Below are 21,448 nucleotides of genomic sequence, written 5' to 3' on the forward strand. Positions count from 1 at the left end.
CACATTGCGGATAGCAAGCACGCGCGCTGCGCCCCGACGCTCGAACTAACGGGCGGCATCGCCCCAACGGTATTCGACGCTGGCTTCATCCAGTTGCTTCTTGGTGTCGTCGTCCAGCACGAACTCGGATGCGGCTAGCGTATCGGTCAATTGCTCGGCGCGGCTTGCGCCGATAATCGCCGACGTGACGAGCGGATTCGCCAGCACCCACGCGAGCGAGATGCGCGTGAGCGACTCGCCGGTCGGCGCAGCAATCGCCTTGAGCCGCTCGATGGTTTCGAACTCGCGTTGATGCCAGTAGCGCTCCTGGTACATCGCGCCCGCCTTGCCGACGGTCTCGGTGAAGCGGCCCGACGTGGGCGTGGCATCCAGCTTGTGCTTGCCGGTCAGCAAGCCGCCCGCGAGCGGGTTGTACGGCATGACGGCGAGTTGCTCCTCGGCGGCGAGCGGCAGCAGTTCGCGTTCGATCTGGCGAAACAGCAGGTTATAGCGCGGCTGCACGGACACGAAGCGCGCCACGCGCAGCACGTCCGCGCGGCCAAGCGCACGCGCGAGCCGATACGCGAGAAAGTTCGACACGCCGATGTAGCGCGCCTTGCCCGAACGCACGATCGCATCCAGCGCTTCGAGCGTTTCGTCGAGCGGCGTGTTGGCGTCGTCGGAATGCAGTTGATAGAGGTCCACGTAATCGGTGCCGAGACGTTGCAGCGAGGCGTCGATGGCGTCGAGCAGATGTTTGCGCGACGCGCCCTGGTCCCATGCCGACGGGCCCATTTTGCCCACGGCCTTGGTGGCCAGAATGAAGCGGTCGCGCTTGCCCTTCAGCCAGCGCCCGACGATTTCCTCCGTGCGTCCTGCAATGTCCTCGCCGCCGCCGAGCGGATAAACATTGGCCGTGTCGATGAAATTCACGCCTGCGTCCGCAGCCGTGTCGAGAATGCGGCGCGAAGCGTCTTCTTCGGTTTGCAGGCCGAAAGTCATGGTGCCGAGACACAAGCGGGAAACGGTCAGGCCCGTGCGGCCGAATTTGCGGTATTGCATGCTCAACTCCGGAATGGAACGAAACGATTGCGATGGAGAACACGGCGAAAAGCGTCCAGAGAGGATAAACGCAAAACGACAGTTGCGTTCGCGGGCGCTCGGCTTGCATTCGGATCGTAAGCTGCGTGCCTGCCCGCGTGAGAGCGGCCGCTCGCGCTAGAATCGTTGCAGTCCATTCGTTATGCCGCTTCAGCCGGAATTTCGCCGATGACCTGTCCCGCTCATAACGCCGCTTATCAAACTACCAGCGCTGCCGACGCGGTCGATGCCGCGCTGATCACGCGCCGCTCGGTCCGCGCGTTTCTTCCAACGCCCGTGCCGCGCGCCGACCTCGAGGCCATTCTGGAAGTGGCGAGCCGCGCGCCGTCGGGCACGAACACGCAGCCGTGGAAAGTGTATGTGCTGACGGGCGATTCGCTCGCGCGTCTTTCGAAGGCGCTATTGGCGGCCTACGACGACCCGCAGCGCGACACGCTGTATCGCGAGGAATATGCGTACTATCCGCGCCAATGGGTGTCGCCTTATATCGACCGCCGCCGCAAGATTGGCTGGGACCTGTATGGCCTCCTCGGAATCGGCAAGAGCGACAAGGCGCGTATGCATGAGCAGCACGCGCAGAACTATCGCTTCTTCGGCGCGCCGGTGGGTCTTTTCTTTACCATCGACCGCGTGATGGAGCGCGGCAGCTGGCTCGATTACGGCATGTTCCTGCAAGCCATCATGACGGCCGCGCGCGGGCGTGGCCTCGATACCTGTCCGCAGGCCGCATTCACACCGTTTCATCAGGTGATCGCCGGGCAACTCGGGCTGCCGCCGAATGAGCAGCTGGTGTGCGGCATGTCGCTCGGTTTCGCCGACGACAGCGCGCCCGTGAATGCGCTGCGCACCGAACGCGAACCGGTTGAACGATTCACGCGATTCCTCGATTGAACGGCCGCGAATAACAAGCGCATCTAGTTCGTGCACGCCCCACCAACACCCTCGGAGAACAACAATGAAAACGTCGCGCCGCCATTTTCTCCTGATGAGCGTGAGCGCCGGCTCCTCGCTCGTGTTGTCGCGCACAGCCTTCGCCGCCGACGCCAGTACGTTGAGCGAGAGCGATCCGCAGGCGCGGGCGCTGGGCTATAAGGAGGACGCGTCGAAGGTCGACAAGGCGAAGTATCCGCAGTATGCAGCGGACCAGAAGTGCGGCACGTGTTCGCTGTTTCAGGGCAAGGCCACCGACGCGTACGGCGGCTGCACCTTGTTCGGCGACAAACAGGTTGCGGCGCGCGGCTGGTGCAGTTCGTACACGAACATGTGAGCGGCGCACGGCGGCGGATTCGTCAGATTAACGCACCGAGCGCGAGTTCGTGCGAGTGGCCAATCCAGAGCGCGGCGTCGCGATGGTCGCAGAGCGCGTCGCCAGTGTTCGGATGCACGAAGATGTCGAGCGCGCCGTGGTTGAGCGTGAGCCAGCCGATGAGGTCGCCGAACTGCTCATGAGCGAACGCGAGCTGATACGACCACATCGGATGCGGCCCGACCGGGCGCTCGTGAAAGCGGCCCATTTGCAGTTTGCCCTGCCAGTGCGCTTCGATTTGCTCACGCAAGGCCCACGCGCTGTCGCGAGTCGTCGCGTCGAAATAGACATGCGCGTGCCAGCTGCGAATGCTGGAGGTGGGACGAAGGGTCATGCCGGCTCCGTGATGGGTCAGTCGTTATCCGCCATTTGTTCTGCTGGGATTTCCGGCGAGGCGGTGTCGGGCCGCGCCGCCCGTTAGTAAGAATGGGTGTGAATTGTCGCGCTGCCAGCGCTTTTTTACCATGCATGGTCTGTCCGGTCTGCGGACCTGAAGTCGGAAGCCGCCACATTGCAGTGGGTGCGGCCGGCTAAAGCCACGCCCGCCGCTACTGCTTTATCCGCAACGCATAAGGGCGCCCCGGATGTTTGTCGCCCGCACGCTGCCTCGTGCTCACGGTTGACTGGGCAAGCGGAACGGCCAATGCACTGCGCTCGGTGTCGATTGGCATGTGCCTTGCTTTTGCCCTACCCGGATCGACGCGCGCCGACAGGGGCGCAGCCCAACCTCCCACGAGCAATGCTGACTACCGAACCACACATTCTGACGCGCGCCATAGAGGGCGACGTGACGACGCTTGTGTTCTATCCGGACACAGGCTGTCTCCGTTTTGCCGATTCGCGCGGTGTGGTACGCCACGAATTACGGCCGCCGCATTCCTGGTTCGCGATTGCATCCGCGTCGCGCGGAGTGCGCGGCGGGACACACGCGATGTCCGAAGGCTTGAGTACGCTATTGCATGACTTTTGTGTGAAACGTTCGCACGCTGTGAGGGCTGCGCCGCGCTCGCCGACACTCGCACGCGCGTGCGTTTCCGTCGACGCCGGGTGGCACGCGCGCGCCAGTGTATCCGCCGGAACACACAGACATGCACGCGCGCTCACCTTCGCTTACGATGGATATAACGGCTGCGTAGCGGCGGATTCATCTGCGGAAAAGGCGATGCGGGCTGGCGTGTCTATTCAGTTTTGTTCGGTGTCGTTCGTTGAATAGGGCGGACGGCATAACCAACTTTGCGAGGTGGGCCATGGAGATTATCGAGCTTGAACCTAGCGTCTCGCCAGACGGACGCGCGGTGATTTTCCAGCTTTCGGCGCGAGGACGGGACCTTGAATGCGCCGTCACGCGTGAAGCGCTGGAGCAGTATTTCTGGCTGCAACGCGGCGCCGCGGAAGACCGCATGCTGAAGACATTTGCGGATGGCCGCAAACGCATCACCGCTGTGGCCGAAAGAAAGATGCTGGCGCGACCCGGCGAAAAAGTGCTGCTGACGATCAGCGACTTTGCCGCGCGGTGATGACGCGTCGTGATGTCGCGCGCTGATGTCGACTGATCTGCTCGCACGCAACGTTTTGCTGACGTTGTGTGCGCATTCTTCGTTGCATGCCTGATTGCGCTGAGCGTGTCTCGCGGCGTTCGAGTGCGCTCGCGGTTGCTGCTCGCCGCGCTGTTCTCCGGTTGTTCGCCTGTTGTCCCTCCCACATGCGTCCCCGATTGTTACGCCCATTCGTTAAACAGGCGTGGCAAATCCCTTCCTTTTGCCGAATTGCTTGAGCGTTCGCTCGCCTAAACTGTTTTCCATGGAGCGACAGAACACCGCGCCCATCGACGCGGTCTTCCCCCCGCGTCGCTTTGAACCGTACCGTTGATGGCAGTGTGCCGCGGTGGTCGACGCGGCAAGGCAGTAAGCAACACGAAGTAGAAGCAAGGCATATGGCGCAGTAGCAGTAACAGTAGGCGTTGCAGTCGCAGCGAATCGTTTCTGGAGTTTTGCCGTTTTGCGTAACCGTAGTGGTTGAACCCGCAGCGAACGTTGTCGAAGTAGCAGTAACCCTGCATTCGCAGCAAAGAGCACTAGCAGTTGAATTTGCAACGGAAGTCTTCGCAGTAGCAGTCAAGCTGGCAATCAACTTTTTTCGCAGCAGCAACAACACAAGCAGTAACAGCTCTCGTGGTTTCGATGGTTAACGGTCGGCGGGCATCCACGCGCACGCACGACGCTTCCATCCTGTCCGGCCCTGTTCTCTCGCGGGAACAGGGTTTTTTTTCGTCGATGCGGTGAAGGTCCGGGAATTCCGCCGTTTAAGTCGGTCTTAATAAAGGCTTGCCATGATGCTTGCACAGACTCACATTAGAGGCTGTCGAGCCGCCGGCGCATCGGCGGCATTCGTCGCCGGAAAATCGTACCGATCCGGCGACGAAGCCGAGAGTTAGCGAAGGAGGTTGAACCTATGTCCAGTAAATCGCGAGTCCGCAAACACAAGGCGCCGGCCATCTCGCCGCTGCTGCGTGCGCTGACCCATAGCCGCAGCGCTCACGCGCCCGTCACCGAGGCGATGATCCTGCAGTGCTATGCGGCCCTCGACGCATTTCAGCGTGGCCACGGCTCGCGCGATCTGCACATCACGCTGAGCCGGCATTTGCTGGTGTCGCAGGAACTCGCGGGTCTCGGTCTCGGTGAAGATGCACTCGACGATATTCAGCGCGGACATGCCGCCATGGTTCATCTCGACGAACGCGAACAGCGGACCGGCGCATGGACGTTGAGCAGCGACGAATACGCGCAACTCTGCACGTCGCTCGCTATTCTGGACGGGCAATTGTCGGCGGCATCGCTGAGCGAGATCGCGAGCGCGCAGGCGCGCATGATAGAAGGCTTGATGCGGTCCGCGCGGACGAAGGCTATCGCCGAAGCGGTGCTGTGAGCTTTCGGCAAGCCGGAGATGAGGGAACGCCCCACATGGGGTAACGCGGTTCGGTTAGAGTCTTTCTAAGGTACCGAACGGTGTAACGTGAAGGGCAGCATTCGACGACCCGGTCGCCTGCGCGGCCGGGTCGTTTTTCTTTGTACAGGGACTTCAGCCATTCAGGTAGGCGCTGCAGACAGGCGGCAGTTTTGCATAGGCCGGGGTGATGGCAACCCACATCGTTTCGCGCTGGATCGTATGGAGGGCTCGCACGACGCTAATTTCGGTCGGTGCGAGATTCGCTTCCCATGCGGCGCGGGCAATCATCTCACCGTGAACCGGGTCGTAGGCGATCAATTCGCCTCGTATCTCCTGATACAGCGCCTCGACGTTTATGTTCAGTCATCTTCAATTCCAGATTGCTTCAGGTATAAGAACCTGGATTTAGGATCCGCAAACCGTATTTTGAATACCCAACTGTCCCAATCTTCATCTGAAATGTATGGCTTCGTTCTTGCTCGCCAATCTTCGATGAACTTGTCTTGCTCCTCCAGACTCAAGCTCAACCAATACGGCGACCAAACATAGACAGACCAATACTCTTCATTTCCTTGATTGGAAGAATGAGGCCCGAGGTCATGCCAGACAATCCAAGGCGGAGGCGGCCCGTACCTCGCTTTAGCCAGCGATCTTATAAGCTCAATATCATTAGTGAGGAGGCGAATGTTCCTTCCACCAAACTCATCGTCATGAGCAACCAGCGTATGCCTTCCATCTTGCTCAAAATGATTGAGCGAGATTTCTTTCTTTCCAGCCTTGATTAAGTTAAAGCACAGCGGGAAGGAGTTAATCTCCACATTAAAAATAACGAGGAAGGCCTCAATTCCAAGATTCCCCAGATTCTCAGCCCTTGGATAATCGGAATTGAAGTTTTCTGCTGGATTTGAGAAAAATCCCTTCAATGTTTCCAGTGGAATACCGAAGACATGTTCAAGAGCATTCAGGCGGCCAGTCTCAACCTTTCTGGACAGGACTTTCTCTTGTCTTTTAATCGAAAATTCTTCAATAGCACGGGACAGGGAGAACATAGCTTCCTCAATTGTTCGGAATCTGGTCAGCAACGGCACTGCCGCCCATGTAACCAATCGCACCGAACACTATGCCACCAATCAGACCCGTAATGATTGTACCTGGGCCAGTTTCGATACCCACAAGAGCGCCGGCGGCAGCCCCCATCTTCGCACCAGCCACGGCACCACCCCAGCCGGCAATCTGCCTCGCAACCTCTTTCTCAATAGGGCGCACGCTCTTCATCTTGAATGACTGGTCAGTGGCAACACCGAGATCGTAAGCCGTGAAGCCAATCCCAATTACTTGCACAACTCGAGCGTATTTCACAATGCCGAGAGACGCCTTCAAGCCCGTTTGGCTAAACACACCAGACGGCGGAACACGAGGACGAGGCTGAATAAGAATCTCCTTGTCTATGTTCATGACCTTTTGCCTGATATGCTCAGCCTCACGTCTCCCTTTGGAATTCAAGCTCATCTTGTATTCGTCAATGGCACGAACGATTTCCTCTGTAGTGACGAGCTTTGCACCAGATTTTTTTGCTTTGGCAATATCAACATAAACCGTCTTGCCATTCATGCGAAGTGTACCATCAGGATAAGTGCCGCTTGTGGAAGCATAAGAGGTTATTTTCTCAAACTCCAACACATGCTCAGCAACACTTACTTTTGATTCTGGACCGCCTCTTGACCACAAGCCATACTCTTCAGGATAGACCTCACGAAGATTGCCGATGGGCATCAAATTTAGCTGGAGAAGATACGGATCTTCAATGGAGCTATAAACACGGCGAACAAGAAAGCCGTCTTTCCCGGGCTCATCAACAACGACAAAAACGAAAATGCGGGCAGGCATGAGATGCCCAAGCACGTCATATTGAGAACCCTTCTCGTCGTTCGTTGGAATGTTGTAGGTAAAGGTACTCATGCGTTCCACCGCTCCACAGCTTTGTAGCCGATAGCAATATCCAGTTTCTCAGCATGGGTCGTATAGATCCGGGGGCAATACCCTTCGGAATCCGTAACGCCCTTGTGAATGGAACCGCTTCTGACCTTTATATGGAATGGAACGCCGGATAGAGGGCGACCAGAGCCGTCAAGCACTCTCACCCTTTCGTCAAAGTCACCAACGGGGTCTTTCCTCAACGGAGTGCCGTTGCAAGCGAACCCCATATCCGTCAGGTGATGAGACTCAAAGCTTTGAGACATCGTGCTTTGCGATGCGAGCATGACAGGATGCGGATAGCAGTTGCAGGCACACAGATCGCCGTCTAGAGCCGCCTCCTTGCCCATCATGTTGTCCAGCCACCGCGGCCCCTTCGGGACAATTCGGCCCGTAGAGCCACAAGCAGAACAGACCACCTGAGCTCCAAGGAACGTCAGAGGCGTTCCGTGATGGGTGCATGACGGTATCCCTTCAATGATCGTGCCTCCCGTCGAGGACTTGTCGCCCACCTTCAGATAGAACCTCCGCATATCACCCTATAGAAAGAATGGAGAATCCCGACACTTATCACAGGGCTGTCGACGCGGCAAAAACTGTTACGACGGTTGAGAATTTCCTTAACAATCTCCGGCAAAGCCACCAAGAAGAAAGCCCCTCTAGGCGCTTCCCACATGGGGCGTTTTTCTTGCGCGACGGCTAATCGTTGTACTGCGTCACATCGCCATAGCGGATTCCATTCTGACCACCGCCGAGTTCCACCGCACGCGATGCGCCCGCGGTCAATGCGGGGAACGGGCAATTGGTGCACGTGCGCGCGCCGGATGAATCGATGCCCGCGCTGACAGTCGTCTGATATTGCCCAAACGTCGTATTGTTCGGACTGCCGATTGCAAAGCCGTCGATTTCGCCGCTCGTGCCCGCGAGCGTGAGACCGGATGCGCGAATCTGCACCGAGTTCACCGGATAAGCCACATTCTGTCCGTTGACGAGGCTCGACCAGCTCACGCTCATCGCGTACTGACTGCCGGCAAGCGAGCCGCCCGGCGTGAGGAATTGCGTCGCGAAGTCCGACAGCAAGGTCGGCCATGAGACCGCCGCGCCGGCTGCCGCGCCGAGCGGGCTGCCAGGGTTCATCACCTGCGACTGGCCGAGTTGCGCGCCGTTGCTGTCGTAGAACGTCACCGTGTAGGTTGCGTAGAGCGGCACGGTGCTCGCGTCGACGGATTGCGGGGCATACACGCCGCTGACAGCGGGCGGCGCGAAGCTCGCCGTCGAGGACAGCGACTGCCACGACCAGCGATACATGGACGTGCCGCTGGCACTCGTCGCCGGGGAGACGGGTGCGGCGCCAAGCGCGCTATCGGCGAGACCGAGCGTGCCGCTGCCGGCCGCATTGCGCGGCAGCAGCCAAACCGGCGCGGCGAGCCCCGGCCCGCTGACGGACGCCGAATACACGCTCGGGTTCCTCGCCGTGGGAATCGTGATGTCGAGGCCGGACTCGTAGCGGTTCACGTCGTTGAGCCGCGTGTCGAGGAACGTGCGGCGCTCGATCCGCGAATTGATCGACACGGCAAATTGCGACTGGTTGCCGATAAGGTTCCAGCCGAGCTGCGTGCCTTGCGTTGCGTTGGCAAGCGCCACGGGCGCGGCCATCTGCTGCGCGATGCTGTACAGCACGACTGCCGTGCCGTCCGCGAGCGTGAACGGAATCCGCACGAGCGCTTGCTGCTTGCCGCCGCGCGTGAAGAACGCGAGCGTTTTCGGCGAGCCGAAGCGCGCGCCGGTCAGCAAGGCGTCGGTCAAGTCGTGGCCGACCGCCAGGTCGCTCGAACCGTTCTCCAGGAAGGTTGCGTCGATGGCGGGCGAGCATGACGTATTCAGCGTGCCCTTCGCGGCACACGCGGTCAGCAGCGAGGCGAGCGGTTCCAGATAGTTCGCCGCGACCGATGGCGCCGCGAGCTTCGTCGAGAGTCCCGTCTGCTTGTTCAGTGCGATGGTCGTCCCGGGCGCGGCATTGGAGAGCAGCAGCAAGCCGCCGTTGGCGCCGGTGACGAGCGAGACGGTGTCGATCACCGCGTCCGCGCCCGTGTGGTTCGCCGTGAACGCGGTGCCGACAGGATTGAAGCCGGCCGCCTGCAGCCCGTTCTGGGTGAGGATGTCCGCGAGGATTGCGTCGAGCGTGATGATCGCAATCTGAACCGACGACAGCGTGACTTTCGCGAGTGCCGTGCTCGACGCGAGCTCGGACGGATTGCCCGACGCCGTCAGCATGGCGGCGATTGCGGTGGTCAGCGTCGTCATGTTGACCACAGCCGGCGCCGTGCCGTTGGGCAGCGTCGCAAGCACGGACACGAGCGGGCTAGAGAGGCCGCCCGCGTCTTTTGCGGTCAGCAGAAACGGCGCGGTCATGCCTTTGACGGAGAGGGTGTAGGCACCTTGCGCGTCGGTGCTGGCGGTGACCTGGGCGCCGGTGGCATCCATCAAGGTGACGCTCGCGCCCACCCAGGCGCTGCCGCTCGCCACGGTGCCCGTCACCGAAGTCGGCGTAACAGTTTGCGTGCTGGACGAGCCCGAACTCGAGCCCGAACCGCCGCCGCTGCAAGCGCCCAGTTGAAGAAAAGCAAAAGCCACGGCGGCCGCAATGGCGCTGCGGGCTGACAGTCTGTGCATGTAGTTCCCCGATGTTGTGATTTCTTGTGGTCTGGTATCGGCCAATCATGCCGACGAGCGTTTTTAATCCGCCGCGCGCCCGCGCCGTGGCTTTGCGGGAGGGGCTTCGGTCAGACAAACGCTCATAGATTTTCTCGCCGATTAATGGCCGCTTTTGCCGCGACGTTCGGCGCGTTGGGAGAATACTTCAATCGACGCCATTGCGCCGCGCGACAAATGTCAATTTGCTTGCGGCGAAGCGATTACGAGTCTTCGTAAAACAGCACGGCTAGCCGCGGATTACTCGCGCGAGCCGGTTTACCAGAGCGATCCGCGCTTGTTAGACTGGCTTTCCGCGCTCACGCTGGGCGCGTCTATCTCGCCGTACGACTGCCGGGCTGCCGGTCCGCAGCGTAATCATTGGAGACGCCATGTCTTATATGCTGCTGATCGTCGAGCCCCCCGAACAGCGCGCCGAGCGCGGCGAGGCCATGGGCCGCGAAGTCTACGACCAAATGCTCCGTTTTGCCGCCGACCTCAAGGAGCGCGGCAAACTGCTCGCGGCCGAAGCGCTCACTTCTTCTCGCGACGCCGTGCGCGTCCAGGTGCGCGGCGGCCAGCCGAAACTGCTCGACGGCCCGTTCGCCGAAGCCAAGGAAATGATCGGCGGCTTCTACCTGCTCAACTGCGATTCGCGCGAGGAAGCCGTCGCCATCGCGCAGGCCTGTCCGGCCGCCACCTGGTGCACCGTCGAGGTACGCAAGCTCGGCCCGTGCTTCATGTAGGCGATTTTTTGCTCGGGGTTTTCCCCAGGCGGCGCGCGGAATGTGTCGAATCGCGTGCGCATTGCCCGTCGTGTGAGTAAGAGCGGCCCACGCGCCGCGCTGCACCTCACCACTTACGACGAAAGGAGTCACGGCGATGCGATTCATGATCCTGGTCAAGGCGACCGCAGCAAGCGAAGCCGGCGAAATGCCCGAAGCCTCACTCATGGCCGCGATGGGCGCGTACCACGAAGAGCTGGCCCGCGCCGGCGTGTTGCTCGATGCCACCGGCTTGCAGCCGAGCTCCAAGGGATGGCGGGTTCGCTACAGCCGCGGCCAGCGCTCGGTGATCGACGGGCCGTTTGCCGAAACGAAAGAACTGATCGCCGGCTACACGCTGATCCAGGTGCGCTCGCGCGAAGAAGCCATGGAATGGGCGCGGCGTTTTCCCGCGCCCTTCGGCGACGAGGCCGATGGCGAAATCGAAGTACGCCAACTCTACGAACTGGAGGACTTCGAGCCGAGTCCGGAACTCGAGCGTTTCCGCGAGCTGGAAGCGCGCCGTCGCTGATTGATCGCTAACCGATTATCGGATTCCATCATGCATAAACAGATCTTCGTGAATCTGGCCGTTGAAAACCTTGAACGGTCGAAGGCGTTTTTCAATGCGCTCGGTTTCAGTTTCAATCCGCAATTCACCAACGATCAGGCGGCGTGTCTCGTCCTCGGTGAAAATCTTTACGCCATGCTGCTCGTAAAAGACCTGTTCAAGTCGTTCACGCGCAAATCGCTTTGCAATCCGAAAGAAAGCACCGAGGCGCTCGTGGGCTTGTCATGCGAAAGCCGGGGCGAAGTTGATGCGCTCGTCGCGAAAGCGGTCGCCGCGGGCGGCAGCGTGCCGCGCGCGCCGCAGGACTATGGCTTCATGTACGGCCATGGCTTTGAAGACATCGACGGACACATCTGGGAGCTGATCTACATGGACCCGAATGCCAAGGCGGCGGGCTGAACCCGTGACGAAACTGGCCACTCATCGTGCCATCGAGGCCGTGTGGCGGATCGAGTCCGCCAAGGTCATCGCCCACGTCGCGCGCATGGTGCACGACGTCGGGCTCGCCGAAGAACTGGCGCAGGACGCGCTCGTCTCGGCGCTGGAGCACTGGCCCGACGCGGGCGTGCCCGACAATCCGGGAGCGTGGCTGATGGCGACTGCAAAAAATCGCGCGCTCGACCGCTTGCGGCAGGAAGCGCTGCACGCGCGCAAGCGTCAGGAGCTGGGCCACGACATGGATGCGCTGGAAGCGCATCTCGTGCCCGATTTCGTCGACGCACTCGACGCCGCGCGAGCCGACGATATCGGCGACGATCTGCTGCGGCTGGTGTTTACCGCCTGCCATCCGGTGTTGTCGACGGATGCGCGCGTCGCGCTCACGCTGCGCCTGCTCGGCGGCCTGACCACGGACGAGATCGCGCGCGCCTTCCTGGTGCCCGAGCCGACCATCGCGCAACGGATCGTGCGGGCGAAGCGCACCTTGTCGGCGGCGAAAGTGCCGTTCGAGGTGCCGCAGGCCGAGGCGCGCGCGCCGAGGCTCGCGTCGGTGCTGCAGGTGATTTATCTGATTTTCAACGAAGGCTATTCCGCCACGGCCGGCGACGACTGGATGCGGCCGGCGCTCTGCGAAGAAGCGCTGCGCCTCGGGCGCGTGCTGAGCGGTCTGGTACCCGGCGAAAGCGAGGTGCACGGTCTCGTCGCGCTGATGGAAATTCAGGCGTCGCGCACGCACGCGCGCACCGACGCGCAAGGCCGCCCGGTGTTGCTGCTCGATCAGGATCGCAGCCGCTGGGATCCGCTTCTGATTCGTCGCGGACTGGCGGCCCTCAGCGCGGCGCACGCGCTGGGTGGCGCAAGCGGGCCCTATGCGCTGCAAGCGGCGCTCGCCGCGTGTCATGCGCGCGCGCATCGGGCGGAAGACACGGACTGGGCGCAGATCGTCGCGCTCTACGACGCGTTGGCGCAGGTCGCGCCGTCGCCGGTGGTCGAGTTGAATCGCGCGGTGGCGGTGGGCATGGCGTTCGGGCCGGCTGCGGGACTCGAAATCGTGGATGCGCTTGCCGGCGATGCGACCCTCGCGAACTATCACTGGCTCCCGAGTGTGCGCGGCGATCTGCTCGCCAAACTCGGCCGCCTGGAGGAAGCGCGCGCGGAGTTCAAGCGCGCCGCAGCGATGACGCGCAATGCGCGCGAGCGCGAACTGTTGCTTGAGCGCGCGCATTCGGTGATGCAGTAGGGCGCGGGCAGTTTGTGCGCATAAACTCCGCGAAGGGGCGGGCGGCCTCGCAGACCGTGGCGACCTCTCGGACCTCTCGGACTTCTCGGACCTCTCGGACCTCTCGGACCTCTCGGACCTCTCGGACTTCTCGGACTTCTCGGACTTCTCGGACTTCTCGGACTTCTCGGACTTCTCGGACTTCTCGGACTTCTCGGACTTCTCGGCGTTGGCGGTCGTCGCGGGCTTCCCAGGCCTTGCGCGTGGCGGGCTTCACCGCCGGCAGGCCCGGCGCGGCTCGCTCACCCGGCGGCCCGCCAGGCGCGCCGCGCGCGCCCGTCCACCAGATTGAGCGCCTCGAAACAACGCTTACCGCATAAACTGCCGCACACCCAACGTAATAATCACGCCGCCGCACACACGATCCACCCACGCCTTGCTGCGCCGATACGCGGACGAAATGCGCGAATGCGATAGCGTCAGCGCGACAAAACCATACCAGCTGCTGGCCACGACGAACACCATCCCGAGCATCGCCGCGAAGGTGCCGATGCTCTCATGCGGCGGCGCCGCCGACGAAAACACCGCGGCAAAAAACGCGACGGACTTCGGATTAGCGATATTGGTCGCGAAGCCTTGCGTGAACGCCTGACGGACGCTGCCGACGGGCGCTTGCGCGAGCGGCTGTGGCTTGCCCGCCGAAGCTTTAACAATGAGCCGTGCGCCGAACCACAACAGATACGCGGCGCCGGCCACCTTCACGGCAAACGCAAGCCATGGAAAAGCCGCGAACACAATGCCGACGCCCAAGATCGCACAACTCGCCCAGAAGAGATTGACGAGGACGATGCCCGCGACCACCGCAAGCGCTTCGATGCGCGTGGCCGATGCCGCCTTGTGCGCGACGGCCACGAAGTTCGGGCCGGGAATGACCACGCCGGCCACATACACGGATAACACGCCGAGAACGGCAGAACTATCGACCACGGCAGGCTCCCATCAAGCCGAGAAAAAAGCGAGCGCGCCGGTAGCGACGCCCGCCGCGGCGACCACGAACGATAGATTGCGCAGCCACTTCTTGCGTGTCAACAACGTAATGGCGCACAGCGCGATGGCAACCTGAATCAGCGTCGTGGCCTGTGCCCAGCGATGGTGGCCATGCAGCAGCGCTTCGCTTTTCGCGTCGTTGTCGAGCACTTCTTTTTCGATGGCTTCGGCTTTGGCGCGAATCGGCTCTTTTTGCTGCTTGTATTTGTCGACGTCGGCGACAAATTTGGCGTGCGCCTCCGAATTGCCTTCCGACAGCGCCGCGCCGAGTTCCGCGAGGTTCTGCTTCTCGCCCTTGGCCTGATAGTAGCTCCACTGATTCGCCGCCTCGGTCTTTTTGATCGCGGCTTCGTTCTTGTAATAGAGCGCGAGGTTTTCACTGTTCCCGCTTTGATAGGCGCACAGCGCGCCGATTGTCGCGAGGACCGCCGTGATGACGGCCATGCGGCTCCCGAAAGAGTCGGCGTCGTGATGGCCGGCGTGCTCTACCGCATGGTCGTGCGGACCATGCACTTCATACTCTTCAGACATCACATTCTCCGAGGCAGACGTTCTTGTCGTGTCCGGGCGTCGCGCGGGCCCGGTGACCTCAATCTTAGCCTGTGATGCGGTGCGGCTGGAAAAGCGTGCGTTCGGCGTGCGCCACGGCGTTTCGATTCACGTGCGATGGCCCATCTCTAGCAGGAGCAGCGAGAGTGTCACGACGGAGCCGAGCGTCGACAGCAAAATCGTGCGCGACGTGATGTGCGCCTCGCGCTCGTAGAACTCGGCCAGCATGAACGGGCCCGTGCCGGTGGGCAGCGCGGCCAGCACGACGGCCATTTCGACCAGCGCCGGCGAGAGCCCGAAGACGCGCGCGGCGAGCCACCATGTCAGCGCCGGTTGCACGATCAGCTTGACGAGCGTGAGCAGCCACGCGACGCCGCGGGTGCCCGATTCGGACGGCCGCTTTTCCGCGAGAAACAAGCCGAGGCTCACCAGCGCGCAGGGGCTGGCCGCGCCGCTCAGCAGCTTCAGAAAGGTTTCCGCGCTGGCGGGCAACGCGACGTGAAGGCTGGCGAACAGGGCGCCGGCAATCGGCGACACGATCAGCGGATTGCGCGCCAGCGAGCCCAGCACTTTGAGGCCGAGCGTGTGCGGCGTGCGCTCGGTCTGCAAGCCCACTTCGATCAACACGATCGCGCCCGCGAACAGCACGCATGCCACCAGAATCGTCGCGATAGTGGTGGGCGTGAGACTCGCGTTGCCGAACGCAATGATGCCGAGCGGAAAGCCGATATGGCCCGTATTCGGATACGACGCGGCGATAGCGTCGACACTCGCATCGGCGAGATGGCGTCCGCTCACGAGGCGCAGGACCAGAATGAGCGCGAAGATGCCGGCGCACGCCACCGAAAACGTGACCACAAACGCCGGCTGATACAGCTGTTCCCACGTGGCGCGCGCCATGGTGTCGAAGAGCAGCGCGGGCAGCGCGAGCCAGACCACGAAGCGATTCAGTTCCGACGCGGAGTTCGGCCCGAGTACACCGCGCCGGCGGCACGCAAAGCCCGCAAAAATGAGGCCGAAGACGGGGAGCAGGATCTCGAGCGTGGCTAACATCGGTGCAAATATCGGTGCAAATTTTGTGCGAAAGGCGCGGGTAACAGGCCGCGAATAAGCGGGCGACGTGTCAGCGTAGTGATTCGCGTTGATACAATCCAATACTGTTTTTTAGCACTGACAATACCTTTTCTGCATCGTCGAAAATGAGGTGGATGCCACTGTGATCGACATCAAGCCGCTGCGCTACTTCGTGACGCTGGCCGAAACGCGCCATTTCGGCCGCGCGGCGGCGCGCCTAAATCTGTCGCAGCCACCGTTGAGCCGCCAGCTCGCCGCGCTGGAGGCGAGTCTCGGTGTGACGCTGATCGAGCGCAGCCCGCGCAGCGTCACGCTCACCGCCGCAGGTGAGCGCTTTTACGCCGACGCCAAGGCGATTCTCGCTTCCGTCGAGCAGGCCGTGAGCAATGCGCAAGCGGCGGCGTCCGGCGAAGCGGGCAAGCTCGCCATCGGCTTCACGATGTGCGCGGCCTATAGCGTCGTGCCCGGTTATGCGCGCGCGTTCGGTGCTGCTTATCCCGAGGTTGCCTTGAATTTGCGCGAGGTTGTCTCGAACGATCTGGCCGCGCAAGTGGTGGCGGGGCACATCGACGCCGCCATCATGTTTCCGCACGTGCCGGACAAGGGGCTCGCCACGCGCACGATCGTGCGCGAGCCGCTGTGCGTGGCGTTATCGCGGGGGCATCCGCGAGCCCGCGCGCGGCGGCTCGAAATTGCGCAACTGGCCGGCGAACCGTTCGTGCTGGCATCCGAGGAAGTGGCGCCCACGTTGCACGCGACGATTCTCGAGCATTGCCGCTCTGGCGGCTTCGAGCCGGATATTCGCTTCGAAGTCCAATTGCAGCAGACGGTGCTGAGTCTCGTCGACGAAGGCGTGGGCGTTGCGCTTGTGCCTGCTTCCATGCGCAAGGCGCAGCTGGCGGGCGTGGTGTTCAAGCCGCTGGCGGATGCGCCTTTGATCGAGCAGATGCTGGCGTGGTCGCCGGCGAATCGGAACCCCTGTTTGGGGCGGTTTTTGGAGTTGGTGTAGGGGCGGCTGGAATCTGCGATGATCGAGTGGATTCGCGTTCAAACCTTTTAGCCGCTCGCTGCAAGTCATAGCCGATAAATTGCCGTCCTTCCCCATGCCGACCCAGCCTTTGACCCTCACCACCCCCCGCCTGACCCTGCGCCCTCACACGCGCGACGACTTTCCCGACAGCCTCGCGATGTGGTCCGATCCCGAGGTCGCCCGTCATATCGGCGGCAAGCCTTTTACGCATGAAGAAGTGTGGGCGCGGCTGCTGCGCTATGTCGGTCACTGGACGCTGCTCGGCTTCGGCTATTGGGTCGTGCGCGAAACGCAAACCGGACGCTTTGTCGGCGAAGTCGGCTTCGCGGATTTTCAGCGCGAGATCGAACCTACCTTGACGGGCACGCCCGAAATCGGCTGGGCTTTGAGTCCGGCCATGCACGGCAAAGGCTACGCGATAGAAGCCGTGCAAGCCGCTGTCGATTGGGCGGACAAAGAATGGCCGGGTGCGGAAACGGCATGCATCATTGCACCGGAGAACGAAGCGTCGCTGCGAGTCGCGCACAAGGCCGGCTATCGTGAGCAGATTCGAACGACATACAAAGGGCAGCCGACCATCGTGTTCCGCCGGCCACCGCTTGCCGCAGCGTAAATAAAAAAGCCGGCGCGAAAGCCGGCTTACCTGACTGAATGCGTGACTCAATGCGAGTTATCAGCGGGGCGTCTTAAGAAGCGGCCCTCTGCCGCGCAATCAAATCTGCGAGCTTTTCCATCTGCCGCCCTTCGGCGTCGAAATTCGCATCGTCCAGCCAACGCGGATAGCTCGCACGCAGCGCCGGCCATTCACTGTCGATAATCGAAAACCACGCCGTATCGCGATTGCGCTGACGATAAACAATCGCCTGCCGGAAAATACCTTCAAACGTGAAGCCGTAACGCAGCGCGGCCGCGCGCGACGGTTCGTTCAGCGAATCGCATTTCCATTCGAAGCGCCGATAGCCGAGTTCATCGAATACATATTGCATCAGCAGGAACATCGCCTCGGTCGCGATGCGGGTGCGCTTCAGGCGCGGCGAATAAACGACGTGCCCCACTTCGATCACGCCGTTGGGCGGGTCGATGCGCATCAGCGCAAACGTGCCGACTGCCTTGCCGGACGCGTTGTCGATCACCGTGTAGTGCAGCGGATCAGCCGACGCGGCGAGCCGCCCCAGATGCTCGCGATACGCCTCTGCAGTCTCGAACGGCCCGACGCCGAGATAGGTCCAGTCGCGGCCATCGGCGGCCGAGTGGTAGGCGTCGAACAGATCCGCCGCATGCGCGTCGACGTTCACCGGTTCGATGCGGCAATAGCGGCCCGCAAGCTGCGCGCGCCCGGGCGGCTGCGCGCCGCGCCACTCCGGCAGCGGCTCGCCGATGGGCTGGCCGAAGGCGTTACGTCGGGGTTCCATGTCTGCACTCCTCGCGTGGTGTTTGTGATTGATCGTGAAGATGGCCGTAAAGATCATGAAGAACGATACGTCAATCGTGGTATGTTAAAAAGATCCAGCTCAAACGAATTCGATAGGTCCAGCCGTCATGATCGAGATTATTGGCCCGCTTGTTCATACGGCCGCGCAGCGTGGGGCCCGCGGCGGCGCGCAAAAGCCCGCGCCGTTGCAGAAGCAACTGATCGAGCGCCTGCAGCAGGCCATTCTCGGCGGACGCCTGCCGGCGGGATCGCTGCTGCCGTCGTCGCGGTTGCTGTCGGCGGAAATGGGCGTGTCGCGCAACACCGTGGTGATTGCGTACGAGCATCTGGCGGCGGTCGGCTATGTGGTCGCGGATAAGAAAGGCACGCGCGTGAGCCCGCTGTCGAGCCGCGCGGCGCGGGGCGAGTCGTCCGCGCCACCCGCCGCGCCCGAAGTGGCGTACGCGGCGCGCGTCGGCCAGTTCGCGGCGACGCGCAAGCCTGTCGATAACGCGTTGCCGCTCACGCCCGGCACGCCCGCGCTGGACCGCTTTCCGCTTGCCGCCTGGCGGCGCGCCATGGAGCGCGCGATGGAGCGCTCGCTGCCGCGCGCGCTCGGCTACGGCACGCCGGCCGGCGAGCCCGCATTGCGCGACGCGATCGCCGCGCATCTGCGGATGGCGCGCGGCGTGCGCTGCGAGGGCTCGCAAGTGGTGATCACCGAGGGCGCGCAGGAGGCACTCAACCTTTGCGTGCGGCTTTTCACCAATCCCGGCGACGTCGCGTGGATCGAGGACCCCGGCTATCGCGGCGCGAAAGCCGCCTTCCGGCAGGGCGACCTGACCATCCAGCCGATGCCCGTCGACGCCGAAGGCATCTGCGTGCCGCCCGCCGCGTGGGCCGCGCAGCCGCCGAAGCTGATCTACACGTCGCCTGCGCATCAGTATCCGACGGGCGCGGTGCTGTCGGTGGCGCGGCGGCTCGAGCTGATTGCCGAGGCGCGCCGCGCGGGCGCATGGCTGATCGAAGACGACTACGACGGCGAATTCCGCTACTCCGGCGAGCCGATCGCCAGCATGCAAGGGCTCGTGGACGACGCGCCGGTTCTGTACGTCGGCTCGTTCAGCAAGACGATGTTTCCGGCGCTGCGCATCGGCTTTGTCGTGCTGCCGCGCGCCATTGCCGAGCACGCCGAAGTGGCGTTGTACGAGATGCTGCGCGGCGGGCATCGGCTGGAGCAACTGGCGCTCGCGCATTTCATGGAAAGCGGCGAATTCGGCCGACACCTCGGGCGCATGCGGCGGCTGTATCGCGAGCGGCAGCAGGCCTTGCGCGAAGCGCTTAGCGAAGATTTCGCGGCGTCGGAGATTCTGGGCGGCGAGTCCGGCATGCATCTGACGCTGCGCCTGCCGGCGGGCATCGACGACGAGACGCTGACCGAACGCGCGTTCGCCAAGGGCCTGGGTCCGCGAGCGCTGTCCAGCTTCGCGCTCAAGCCGCGCGCCGGCACCAACGGGCTCGTGATCGGCTACGGCAACACGCCCGCCGAGCAGCTGGCGCCGGCCGTCCGCGTGCTGGCGGAGCTGGCCGGACTGGCTGCGGGCAGGGAAAAACCGCGTCGGCGGCGGGCGTGATTTTTGGGTTTGTCCGCGCGGGCCATGTCGCGCTATCGTGTCGTTTATGCGCGGTGACCGAACACGCAATCTCGACGGATTGCCCGCATCATGTTCCGCGCGCCGTCGCGTGCGCGTCGCCGGATGGCTGTGCGGTCCGGGCATGAAGCATCCCTTTGGTGTGGTTTTCTATGACGATTAATCCGAGTGGAGATGACATGAAGGAAATCGAACCGACCCCGTGGTTTGAACTGGCCGCTCACTCGCCCGTGCGCGACGGCTGGTACGAGGTGCAACTGACGAGCGGGGACACGGCCTTTGCGAAGTACGGCGAGGGCGAGTGGACCGACAAGCCCGACGACGCGTTCACGCACTGGCGCGGCCTGTCCGCGGATCCGTCGCACGCGGCGGATGGCAAGGCGGACGGCCAGGCCGAAGCGGCCGGCGACGGCGCCGCAGCACCCGCCGAGGCCAAAGGCGCGGACGAACCTATCGATGCCGAAGCTACCGCGGCGAACGGCGTGCGAGCGGCGTGGAACGCGTTTTTCCCGAGCCTCGGGGAAGAGCAGCATAAGCCGGTGAACGCGGTACCCAACGGAAAAGCGCCGCATTGACGCATGAAGGGCGGCGGCTTTGCGGCTGCCGCCCTGACGGACCAGACCTTCGGGCAAAAACCAAGTATGAACGTTACCCGGGAACCCGTGGCCTTGCCGCGGGCCACGCAGTTACTCAATCATGGGCCTGTGACGATCATCACGAGCGCGCACAACGGGCGGTCGAATGTGATGGCGGCTTCATGGGCCATGCCGCTCGACTTCAACCCGCCCAAGGTGGTCGTGGTGGTGGACAGTCGCACGCTGACGCGGCAATTGATCGAAGCAAGCGGCGTGTTCGGGCTGCAACTGCCGAGCCGCAAGTTCGCGGCGCAGACGCTGGCCGTGGGCACGAACGCGGGGTTTGCGATCGACAAGTTCTCGGCCTTTGAACTCGAAACCTTCGTCGCGGAAAAAATCGACGTGCCGATGCTGGCCGGCTGCATTACGTGGATGGAATGCAAAGTGATTCCGGACGACAGCCAGCGGCACGATCTGATCATCGGCGAGGTGGTGGCGGCGTACGCGGACAGCCGCGTGTACTCGAACAACCGCTGGCATTTCGGCGACGACCGCGATCTGCGTACCTGCCATTACGTGGCGGGCGGGACGTTTTTTGCCACGGGCGAGGCGTTCGACGTGTCGCCTGCGGCAAATGCCTTGAGCGCCTCGCCGGCGAGCCGGTAACGGACCCATTCGCTTTGCGCGCTGGCGCCGATGGATTCATAGAAACCGATGGCGGGCGCATTCCAGTCGAGCACGCTCCATTCGAAGCGGCCGCAGCCGGTCTCGCACGCGATGCCCGCGAGGTGACGCAGCATCTGTTTGCCGGCGCCGCTGCCGCGCGCTTTTGGCGAGACGTACAGGTCTTCCAGATACAGGCCTTTCCTGCCGAGCCACGTGGAGTAGGAAAAGAAGTAGACACAGAAGCCGATGGGCTCGCCGTTCATTTCGCAGATGAGCGCCGTGGCTGTGGATGCGTCGGAAAAGAGACTGGTTTCGATGTCTTTTACGGTGGCGACGACTTCGTGCTCGGCCTTTTCGTACACCGCTAGTTCGGTGATGAAGTGGAGGATGAGCGGGGCGTCGGCGGCGGTGGCGGGGCGGATTTGCGTGGTCAAGGGTGGTTCGATCGGGTTGGT

Annotated in this window: 25 protein-coding genes; 13 read left to right on the forward strand and 12 right to left on the reverse strand. The window is 62.5% G+C overall.

The annotated features are described in order from the left end of the window. Nucleotides 1–45: 45 nt before the first annotated feature. Nucleotides 46–1,041, reverse strand: a complete 996-nt coding sequence (locus ACEN8U_RS02530; protein WP_310109887.1) for an aldo/keto reductase — start codon at nt 1,039–1,041, stop codon at nt 46–48. A 207-nt stretch (nt 1,042–1,248) separates the two neighbouring features. Here ACEN8U_RS02530 and ACEN8U_RS02535 point away from each other — a divergent pair, with 207 nt between their 5' ends. Next, nucleotides 1,249–1,971 carry a nitroreductase gene (locus tag ACEN8U_RS02535; protein WP_310109885.1) on the forward strand — a complete coding sequence of 241 codons (723 nt, stop codon included), beginning with the start codon at nt 1,249–1,251 and terminating at the stop codon, nt 1,969–1,971. A 64-nt stretch (nt 1,972–2,035) separates the two neighbouring features. Beyond that, on the forward strand, nt 2,036–2,347 hold the full coding sequence (locus tag ACEN8U_RS02540) for a high-potential iron-sulfur protein (RefSeq protein ID WP_310109884.1): 312 nt from the start codon (nt 2,036–2,038) through the stop codon (nt 2,345–2,347). Nucleotides 2,348–2,369: 22 nt separating this feature from the next. Here the strand turns inward: ACEN8U_RS02540 and ACEN8U_RS02545 are convergent, their stop codons facing one another. After that, nucleotides 2,370–2,720, reverse strand: a complete 351-nt coding sequence (locus ACEN8U_RS02545) for a DOPA 4,5-dioxygenase family protein (RefSeq protein WP_310109882.1) — start codon at nt 2,718–2,720, stop codon at nt 2,370–2,372. 913 nt (nt 2,721–3,633) lie between these two features. Here ACEN8U_RS02545 and ACEN8U_RS02550 point away from each other — a divergent pair. Together ACEN8U_RS02550 and ACEN8U_RS02555 are read left to right on the forward strand one after the other, a co-directional pair. Continuing rightward, the gene (locus ACEN8U_RS02550; protein WP_013591191.1) at nt 3,634–3,903 is read left to right on the forward strand and encodes a DUF1488 domain-containing protein; all 270 of its coding nucleotides are present in this window, start codon (nt 3,634–3,636) and stop codon (nt 3,901–3,903) included. A 934-nt stretch (nt 3,904–4,837) separates the two neighbouring features. Next, nucleotides 4,838–5,311: a hypothetical protein gene (locus tag ACEN8U_RS02555; protein WP_310109881.1), complete on the forward strand. Its 474-nt coding sequence runs from the start codon at nt 4,838–4,840 to the stop codon at nt 5,309–5,311. Nucleotides 5,312–5,464: 153 nt separating this feature from the next. Here the strand turns inward: ACEN8U_RS02555 and ACEN8U_RS02560 are convergent, their stop codons facing one another. From ACEN8U_RS02560 to ACEN8U_RS02580, 5 genes are all read right to left on the reverse strand, one after another. After that, nucleotides 5,465–5,650, reverse strand: coding sequence for a hypothetical protein (locus ACEN8U_RS02560; protein WP_310109879.1), 186 nt, complete (start codon nt 5,648–5,650; stop codon nt 5,465–5,467). Between the two features lie 41 nt (nt 5,651–5,691). Continuing rightward, a complete protein-coding gene (locus ACEN8U_RS02565) occupies nt 5,692–6,381 on the reverse strand; it encodes a hypothetical protein (RefSeq protein ID WP_310109878.1) in 690 nt (229 codons plus the stop codon). A 7-nt stretch (nt 6,382–6,388) separates the two neighbouring features. After that, nucleotides 6,389–7,291, reverse strand: a complete 903-nt coding sequence (locus ACEN8U_RS02570; RefSeq protein WP_310109876.1) for a glycine zipper family protein — start codon at nt 7,289–7,291, stop codon at nt 6,389–6,391. After that, on the reverse strand, nt 7,288–7,839 hold the full coding sequence (locus ACEN8U_RS02575; protein WP_368580799.1) for a PAAR domain-containing protein: 552 nt from the start codon (nt 7,837–7,839) through the stop codon (nt 7,288–7,290). The genes ACEN8U_RS02570 and ACEN8U_RS02575 overlap by 4 nt, the downstream gene beginning before the upstream one ends. A gap of 166 nt (nt 7,840–8,005) precedes the next feature. Then, nucleotides 8,006–9,979: a hypothetical protein gene (locus ACEN8U_RS02580; RefSeq protein ID WP_310109875.1), complete on the reverse strand. Its 1,974-nt coding sequence runs from the start codon at nt 9,977–9,979 to the stop codon at nt 8,006–8,008. A gap of 410 nt (nt 9,980–10,389) precedes the next feature. On the opposite strand from ACEN8U_RS02580, the gene ACEN8U_RS02585 reads away from it, so the two are divergent. From ACEN8U_RS02585 to ACEN8U_RS02600, 4 genes are all read left to right on the forward strand, one after another. After that, nucleotides 10,390–10,743 carry a YciI family protein gene (locus ACEN8U_RS02585; RefSeq protein ID WP_013591185.1) on the forward strand — a complete coding sequence of 118 codons (354 nt, stop codon included), beginning with the start codon at nt 10,390–10,392 and terminating at the stop codon, nt 10,741–10,743. A 136-nt stretch (nt 10,744–10,879) separates the two neighbouring features. Beyond that, on the forward strand, nt 10,880–11,293 hold the full coding sequence (locus ACEN8U_RS02590; RefSeq protein ID WP_310109873.1) for a YciI family protein: 414 nt from the start codon (nt 10,880–10,882) through the stop codon (nt 11,291–11,293). Nucleotides 11,294–11,323: 30 nt separating this feature from the next. Continuing rightward, a complete protein-coding gene (locus tag ACEN8U_RS02595; protein ID WP_310109872.1) occupies nt 11,324–11,731 on the forward strand; it encodes a VOC family protein in 408 nt (135 codons plus the stop codon). 4 nt (nt 11,732–11,735) lie between these two features. Further along, nucleotides 11,736–13,010: an RNA polymerase sigma factor gene (locus tag ACEN8U_RS02600; RefSeq protein WP_310109871.1), complete on the forward strand. Its 1,275-nt coding sequence runs from the start codon at nt 11,736–11,738 to the stop codon at nt 13,008–13,010. Nucleotides 13,011–13,358: 348 nt separating this feature from the next. Here ACEN8U_RS02600 and ACEN8U_RS02605 read toward each other — a convergent pair whose 3' ends face one another. The 3 genes from ACEN8U_RS02605 to ACEN8U_RS02615 all read right to left on the reverse strand — a co-directional run bounded on the left by ACEN8U_RS02605 (nt 13,359) and on the right by ACEN8U_RS02615 (nt 15,638). After that, entirely contained in the window at nt 13,359–13,976 is a 618-nt protein-coding gene (locus ACEN8U_RS02605) for a LysE family translocator (protein ID WP_310109870.1), read from the reverse strand. A gap of 12 nt (nt 13,977–13,988) precedes the next feature. After that, complete coding sequence (locus ACEN8U_RS02610; RefSeq protein WP_028361247.1) at nt 13,989–14,567, reverse strand: DUF4337 domain-containing protein; 579 nt, start codon at nt 14,565–14,567, stop codon at nt 13,989–13,991. Nucleotides 14,568–14,693: 126 nt separating this feature from the next. Next, nucleotides 14,694–15,638: an AEC family transporter gene (locus ACEN8U_RS02615; RefSeq protein WP_413657256.1), complete on the reverse strand. Its 945-nt coding sequence runs from the start codon at nt 15,636–15,638 to the stop codon at nt 14,694–14,696. 163 nt (nt 15,639–15,801) lie between these two features. Between ACEN8U_RS02615 and ACEN8U_RS02620 the strand changes: the two genes are divergently transcribed. After that, nucleotides 15,802–16,668, forward strand: coding sequence for a LysR family transcriptional regulator (locus ACEN8U_RS02620; protein ID WP_310110006.1), 867 nt, complete (start codon nt 15,802–15,804; stop codon nt 16,666–16,668). A gap of 94 nt (nt 16,669–16,762) precedes the next feature. Continuing rightward, a complete protein-coding gene (locus ACEN8U_RS02625; RefSeq protein WP_310109866.1) occupies nt 16,763–17,302 on the forward strand; it encodes a GNAT family N-acetyltransferase in 540 nt (179 codons plus the stop codon). 73 nt (nt 17,303–17,375) lie between these two features. Here ACEN8U_RS02625 and ACEN8U_RS02630 read toward each other — a convergent pair whose 3' ends face one another. Further along, on the reverse strand, nt 17,376–18,101 hold the full coding sequence (locus ACEN8U_RS02630; RefSeq protein WP_310109864.1) for a GNAT family protein: 726 nt from the start codon (nt 18,099–18,101) through the stop codon (nt 17,376–17,378). 127 nt (nt 18,102–18,228) lie between these two features. On the opposite strand from ACEN8U_RS02630, the gene ACEN8U_RS02635 reads away from it, so the two are divergent. From ACEN8U_RS02635 to ACEN8U_RS02645, 3 genes are all read left to right on the forward strand, one after another. Continuing rightward, nucleotides 18,229–19,734: a PLP-dependent aminotransferase family protein gene (locus tag ACEN8U_RS02635; RefSeq protein WP_310109863.1), complete on the forward strand. Its 1,506-nt coding sequence runs from the start codon at nt 18,229–18,231 to the stop codon at nt 19,732–19,734. A gap of 197 nt (nt 19,735–19,931) precedes the next feature. Then, on the forward strand, nt 19,932–20,327 hold the full coding sequence (locus ACEN8U_RS02640) for a hypothetical protein (RefSeq protein ID WP_310109861.1): 396 nt from the start codon (nt 19,932–19,934) through the stop codon (nt 20,325–20,327). A gap of 66 nt (nt 20,328–20,393) precedes the next feature. Further along, complete coding sequence (locus tag ACEN8U_RS02645; protein ID WP_310109860.1) at nt 20,394–20,993, forward strand: flavin reductase family protein; 600 nt, start codon at nt 20,394–20,396, stop codon at nt 20,991–20,993. On the opposite strand, the gene ACEN8U_RS02650 is transcribed toward ACEN8U_RS02645, so the two are convergent. Continuing rightward, nucleotides 20,900–21,427, reverse strand: coding sequence for a GNAT family N-acetyltransferase (locus ACEN8U_RS02650; protein WP_310109859.1), 528 nt, complete (start codon nt 21,425–21,427; stop codon nt 20,900–20,902). The two genes, ACEN8U_RS02645 and ACEN8U_RS02650, sit on opposite strands and share 94 nt — an antisense overlap. Nucleotides 21,428–21,448 lie beyond the last annotated feature (21 nt).

This window comes from Paraburkholderia phenoliruptrix, from assembly GCF_047325075.1.
In the GTDB taxonomy this organism is placed as follows: domain Bacteria; phylum Pseudomonadota; class Gammaproteobacteria; order Burkholderiales; family Burkholderiaceae; genus Paraburkholderia; species Paraburkholderia phenoliruptrix.

Excerpts from the sequence above, each read along its gene's own strand:
- ACEN8U_RS02580 (WP_310109875.1), bottom strand. The coding sequence starts at position 9,979 with ATGCACAGACTGTCAGCCCGCAGCGCCATTGCGGCCGCCGTGGCTTTT.
- ACEN8U_RS02645 (WP_310109860.1), top strand. The coding sequence starts at position 20,394 with ATGAACGTTACCCGGGAACCCGTGGCCTTGCCGCGGGCCACGCAGTTA.
- ACEN8U_RS02630 (WP_310109864.1), bottom strand. The coding sequence starts at position 18,101 with ATGGAACCCCGACGTAACGCCTTCGGCCAGCCCATCGGCGAGCCGCTG.
- ACEN8U_RS02625 (WP_310109866.1), top strand. The coding sequence starts at position 16,763 with ATGCCGACCCAGCCTTTGACCCTCACCACCCCCCGCCTGACCCTGCGC.
- ACEN8U_RS02615 (WP_413657256.1), bottom strand. The coding sequence starts at position 15,638 with ATGTTAGCCACGCTCGAGATCCTGCTCCCCGTCTTCGGCCTCATTTTT.
- ACEN8U_RS02530 (WP_310109887.1), bottom strand. The coding sequence starts at position 1,041 with ATGCAATACCGCAAATTCGGCCGCACGGGCCTGACCGTTTCCCGCTTG.
- ACEN8U_RS02535 (WP_310109885.1), top strand. The coding sequence starts at position 1,249 with ATGACCTGTCCCGCTCATAACGCCGCTTATCAAACTACCAGCGCTGCC.
- ACEN8U_RS02555 (WP_310109881.1), top strand. The coding sequence starts at position 4,838 with ATGTCCAGTAAATCGCGAGTCCGCAAACACAAGGCGCCGGCCATCTCG.
- ACEN8U_RS02585 (WP_013591185.1), top strand. The coding sequence starts at position 10,390 with ATGTCTTATATGCTGCTGATCGTCGAGCCCCCCGAACAGCGCGCCGAG.
- ACEN8U_RS02610 (WP_028361247.1), bottom strand. The coding sequence starts at position 14,567 with ATGTCTGAAGAGTATGAAGTGCATGGTCCGCACGACCATGCGGTAGAG.
- ACEN8U_RS02640 (WP_310109861.1), top strand. The coding sequence starts at position 19,932 with ATGAAGGAAATCGAACCGACCCCGTGGTTTGAACTGGCCGCTCACTCG.
- ACEN8U_RS02565 (WP_310109878.1), bottom strand. The coding sequence starts at position 6,381 with ATGTTCTCCCTGTCCCGTGCTATTGAAGAATTTTCGATTAAAAGACAA.
- ACEN8U_RS02595 (WP_310109872.1), top strand. The coding sequence starts at position 11,324 with ATGCATAAACAGATCTTCGTGAATCTGGCCGTTGAAAACCTTGAACGG.
- ACEN8U_RS02570 (WP_310109876.1), bottom strand. The coding sequence starts at position 7,291 with ATGAGTACCTTTACCTACAACATTCCAACGAACGACGAGAAGGGTTCT.
- ACEN8U_RS02540 (WP_310109884.1), top strand. The coding sequence starts at position 2,036 with ATGAAAACGTCGCGCCGCCATTTTCTCCTGATGAGCGTGAGCGCCGGC.
- ACEN8U_RS02545 (WP_310109882.1), bottom strand. The coding sequence starts at position 2,720 with ATGACCCTTCGTCCCACCTCCAGCATTCGCAGCTGGCACGCGCATGTC.
- ACEN8U_RS02550 (WP_013591191.1), top strand. The coding sequence starts at position 3,634 with ATGGAGATTATCGAGCTTGAACCTAGCGTCTCGCCAGACGGACGCGCG.
- ACEN8U_RS02635 (WP_310109863.1), top strand. The coding sequence starts at position 18,229 with ATGATCGAGATTATTGGCCCGCTTGTTCATACGGCCGCGCAGCGTGGG.
- ACEN8U_RS02575 (WP_368580799.1), bottom strand. The coding sequence starts at position 7,839 with ATGCGGAGGTTCTATCTGAAGGTGGGCGACAAGTCCTCGACGGGAGGC.
- ACEN8U_RS02590 (WP_310109873.1), top strand. The coding sequence starts at position 10,880 with ATGCGATTCATGATCCTGGTCAAGGCGACCGCAGCAAGCGAAGCCGGC.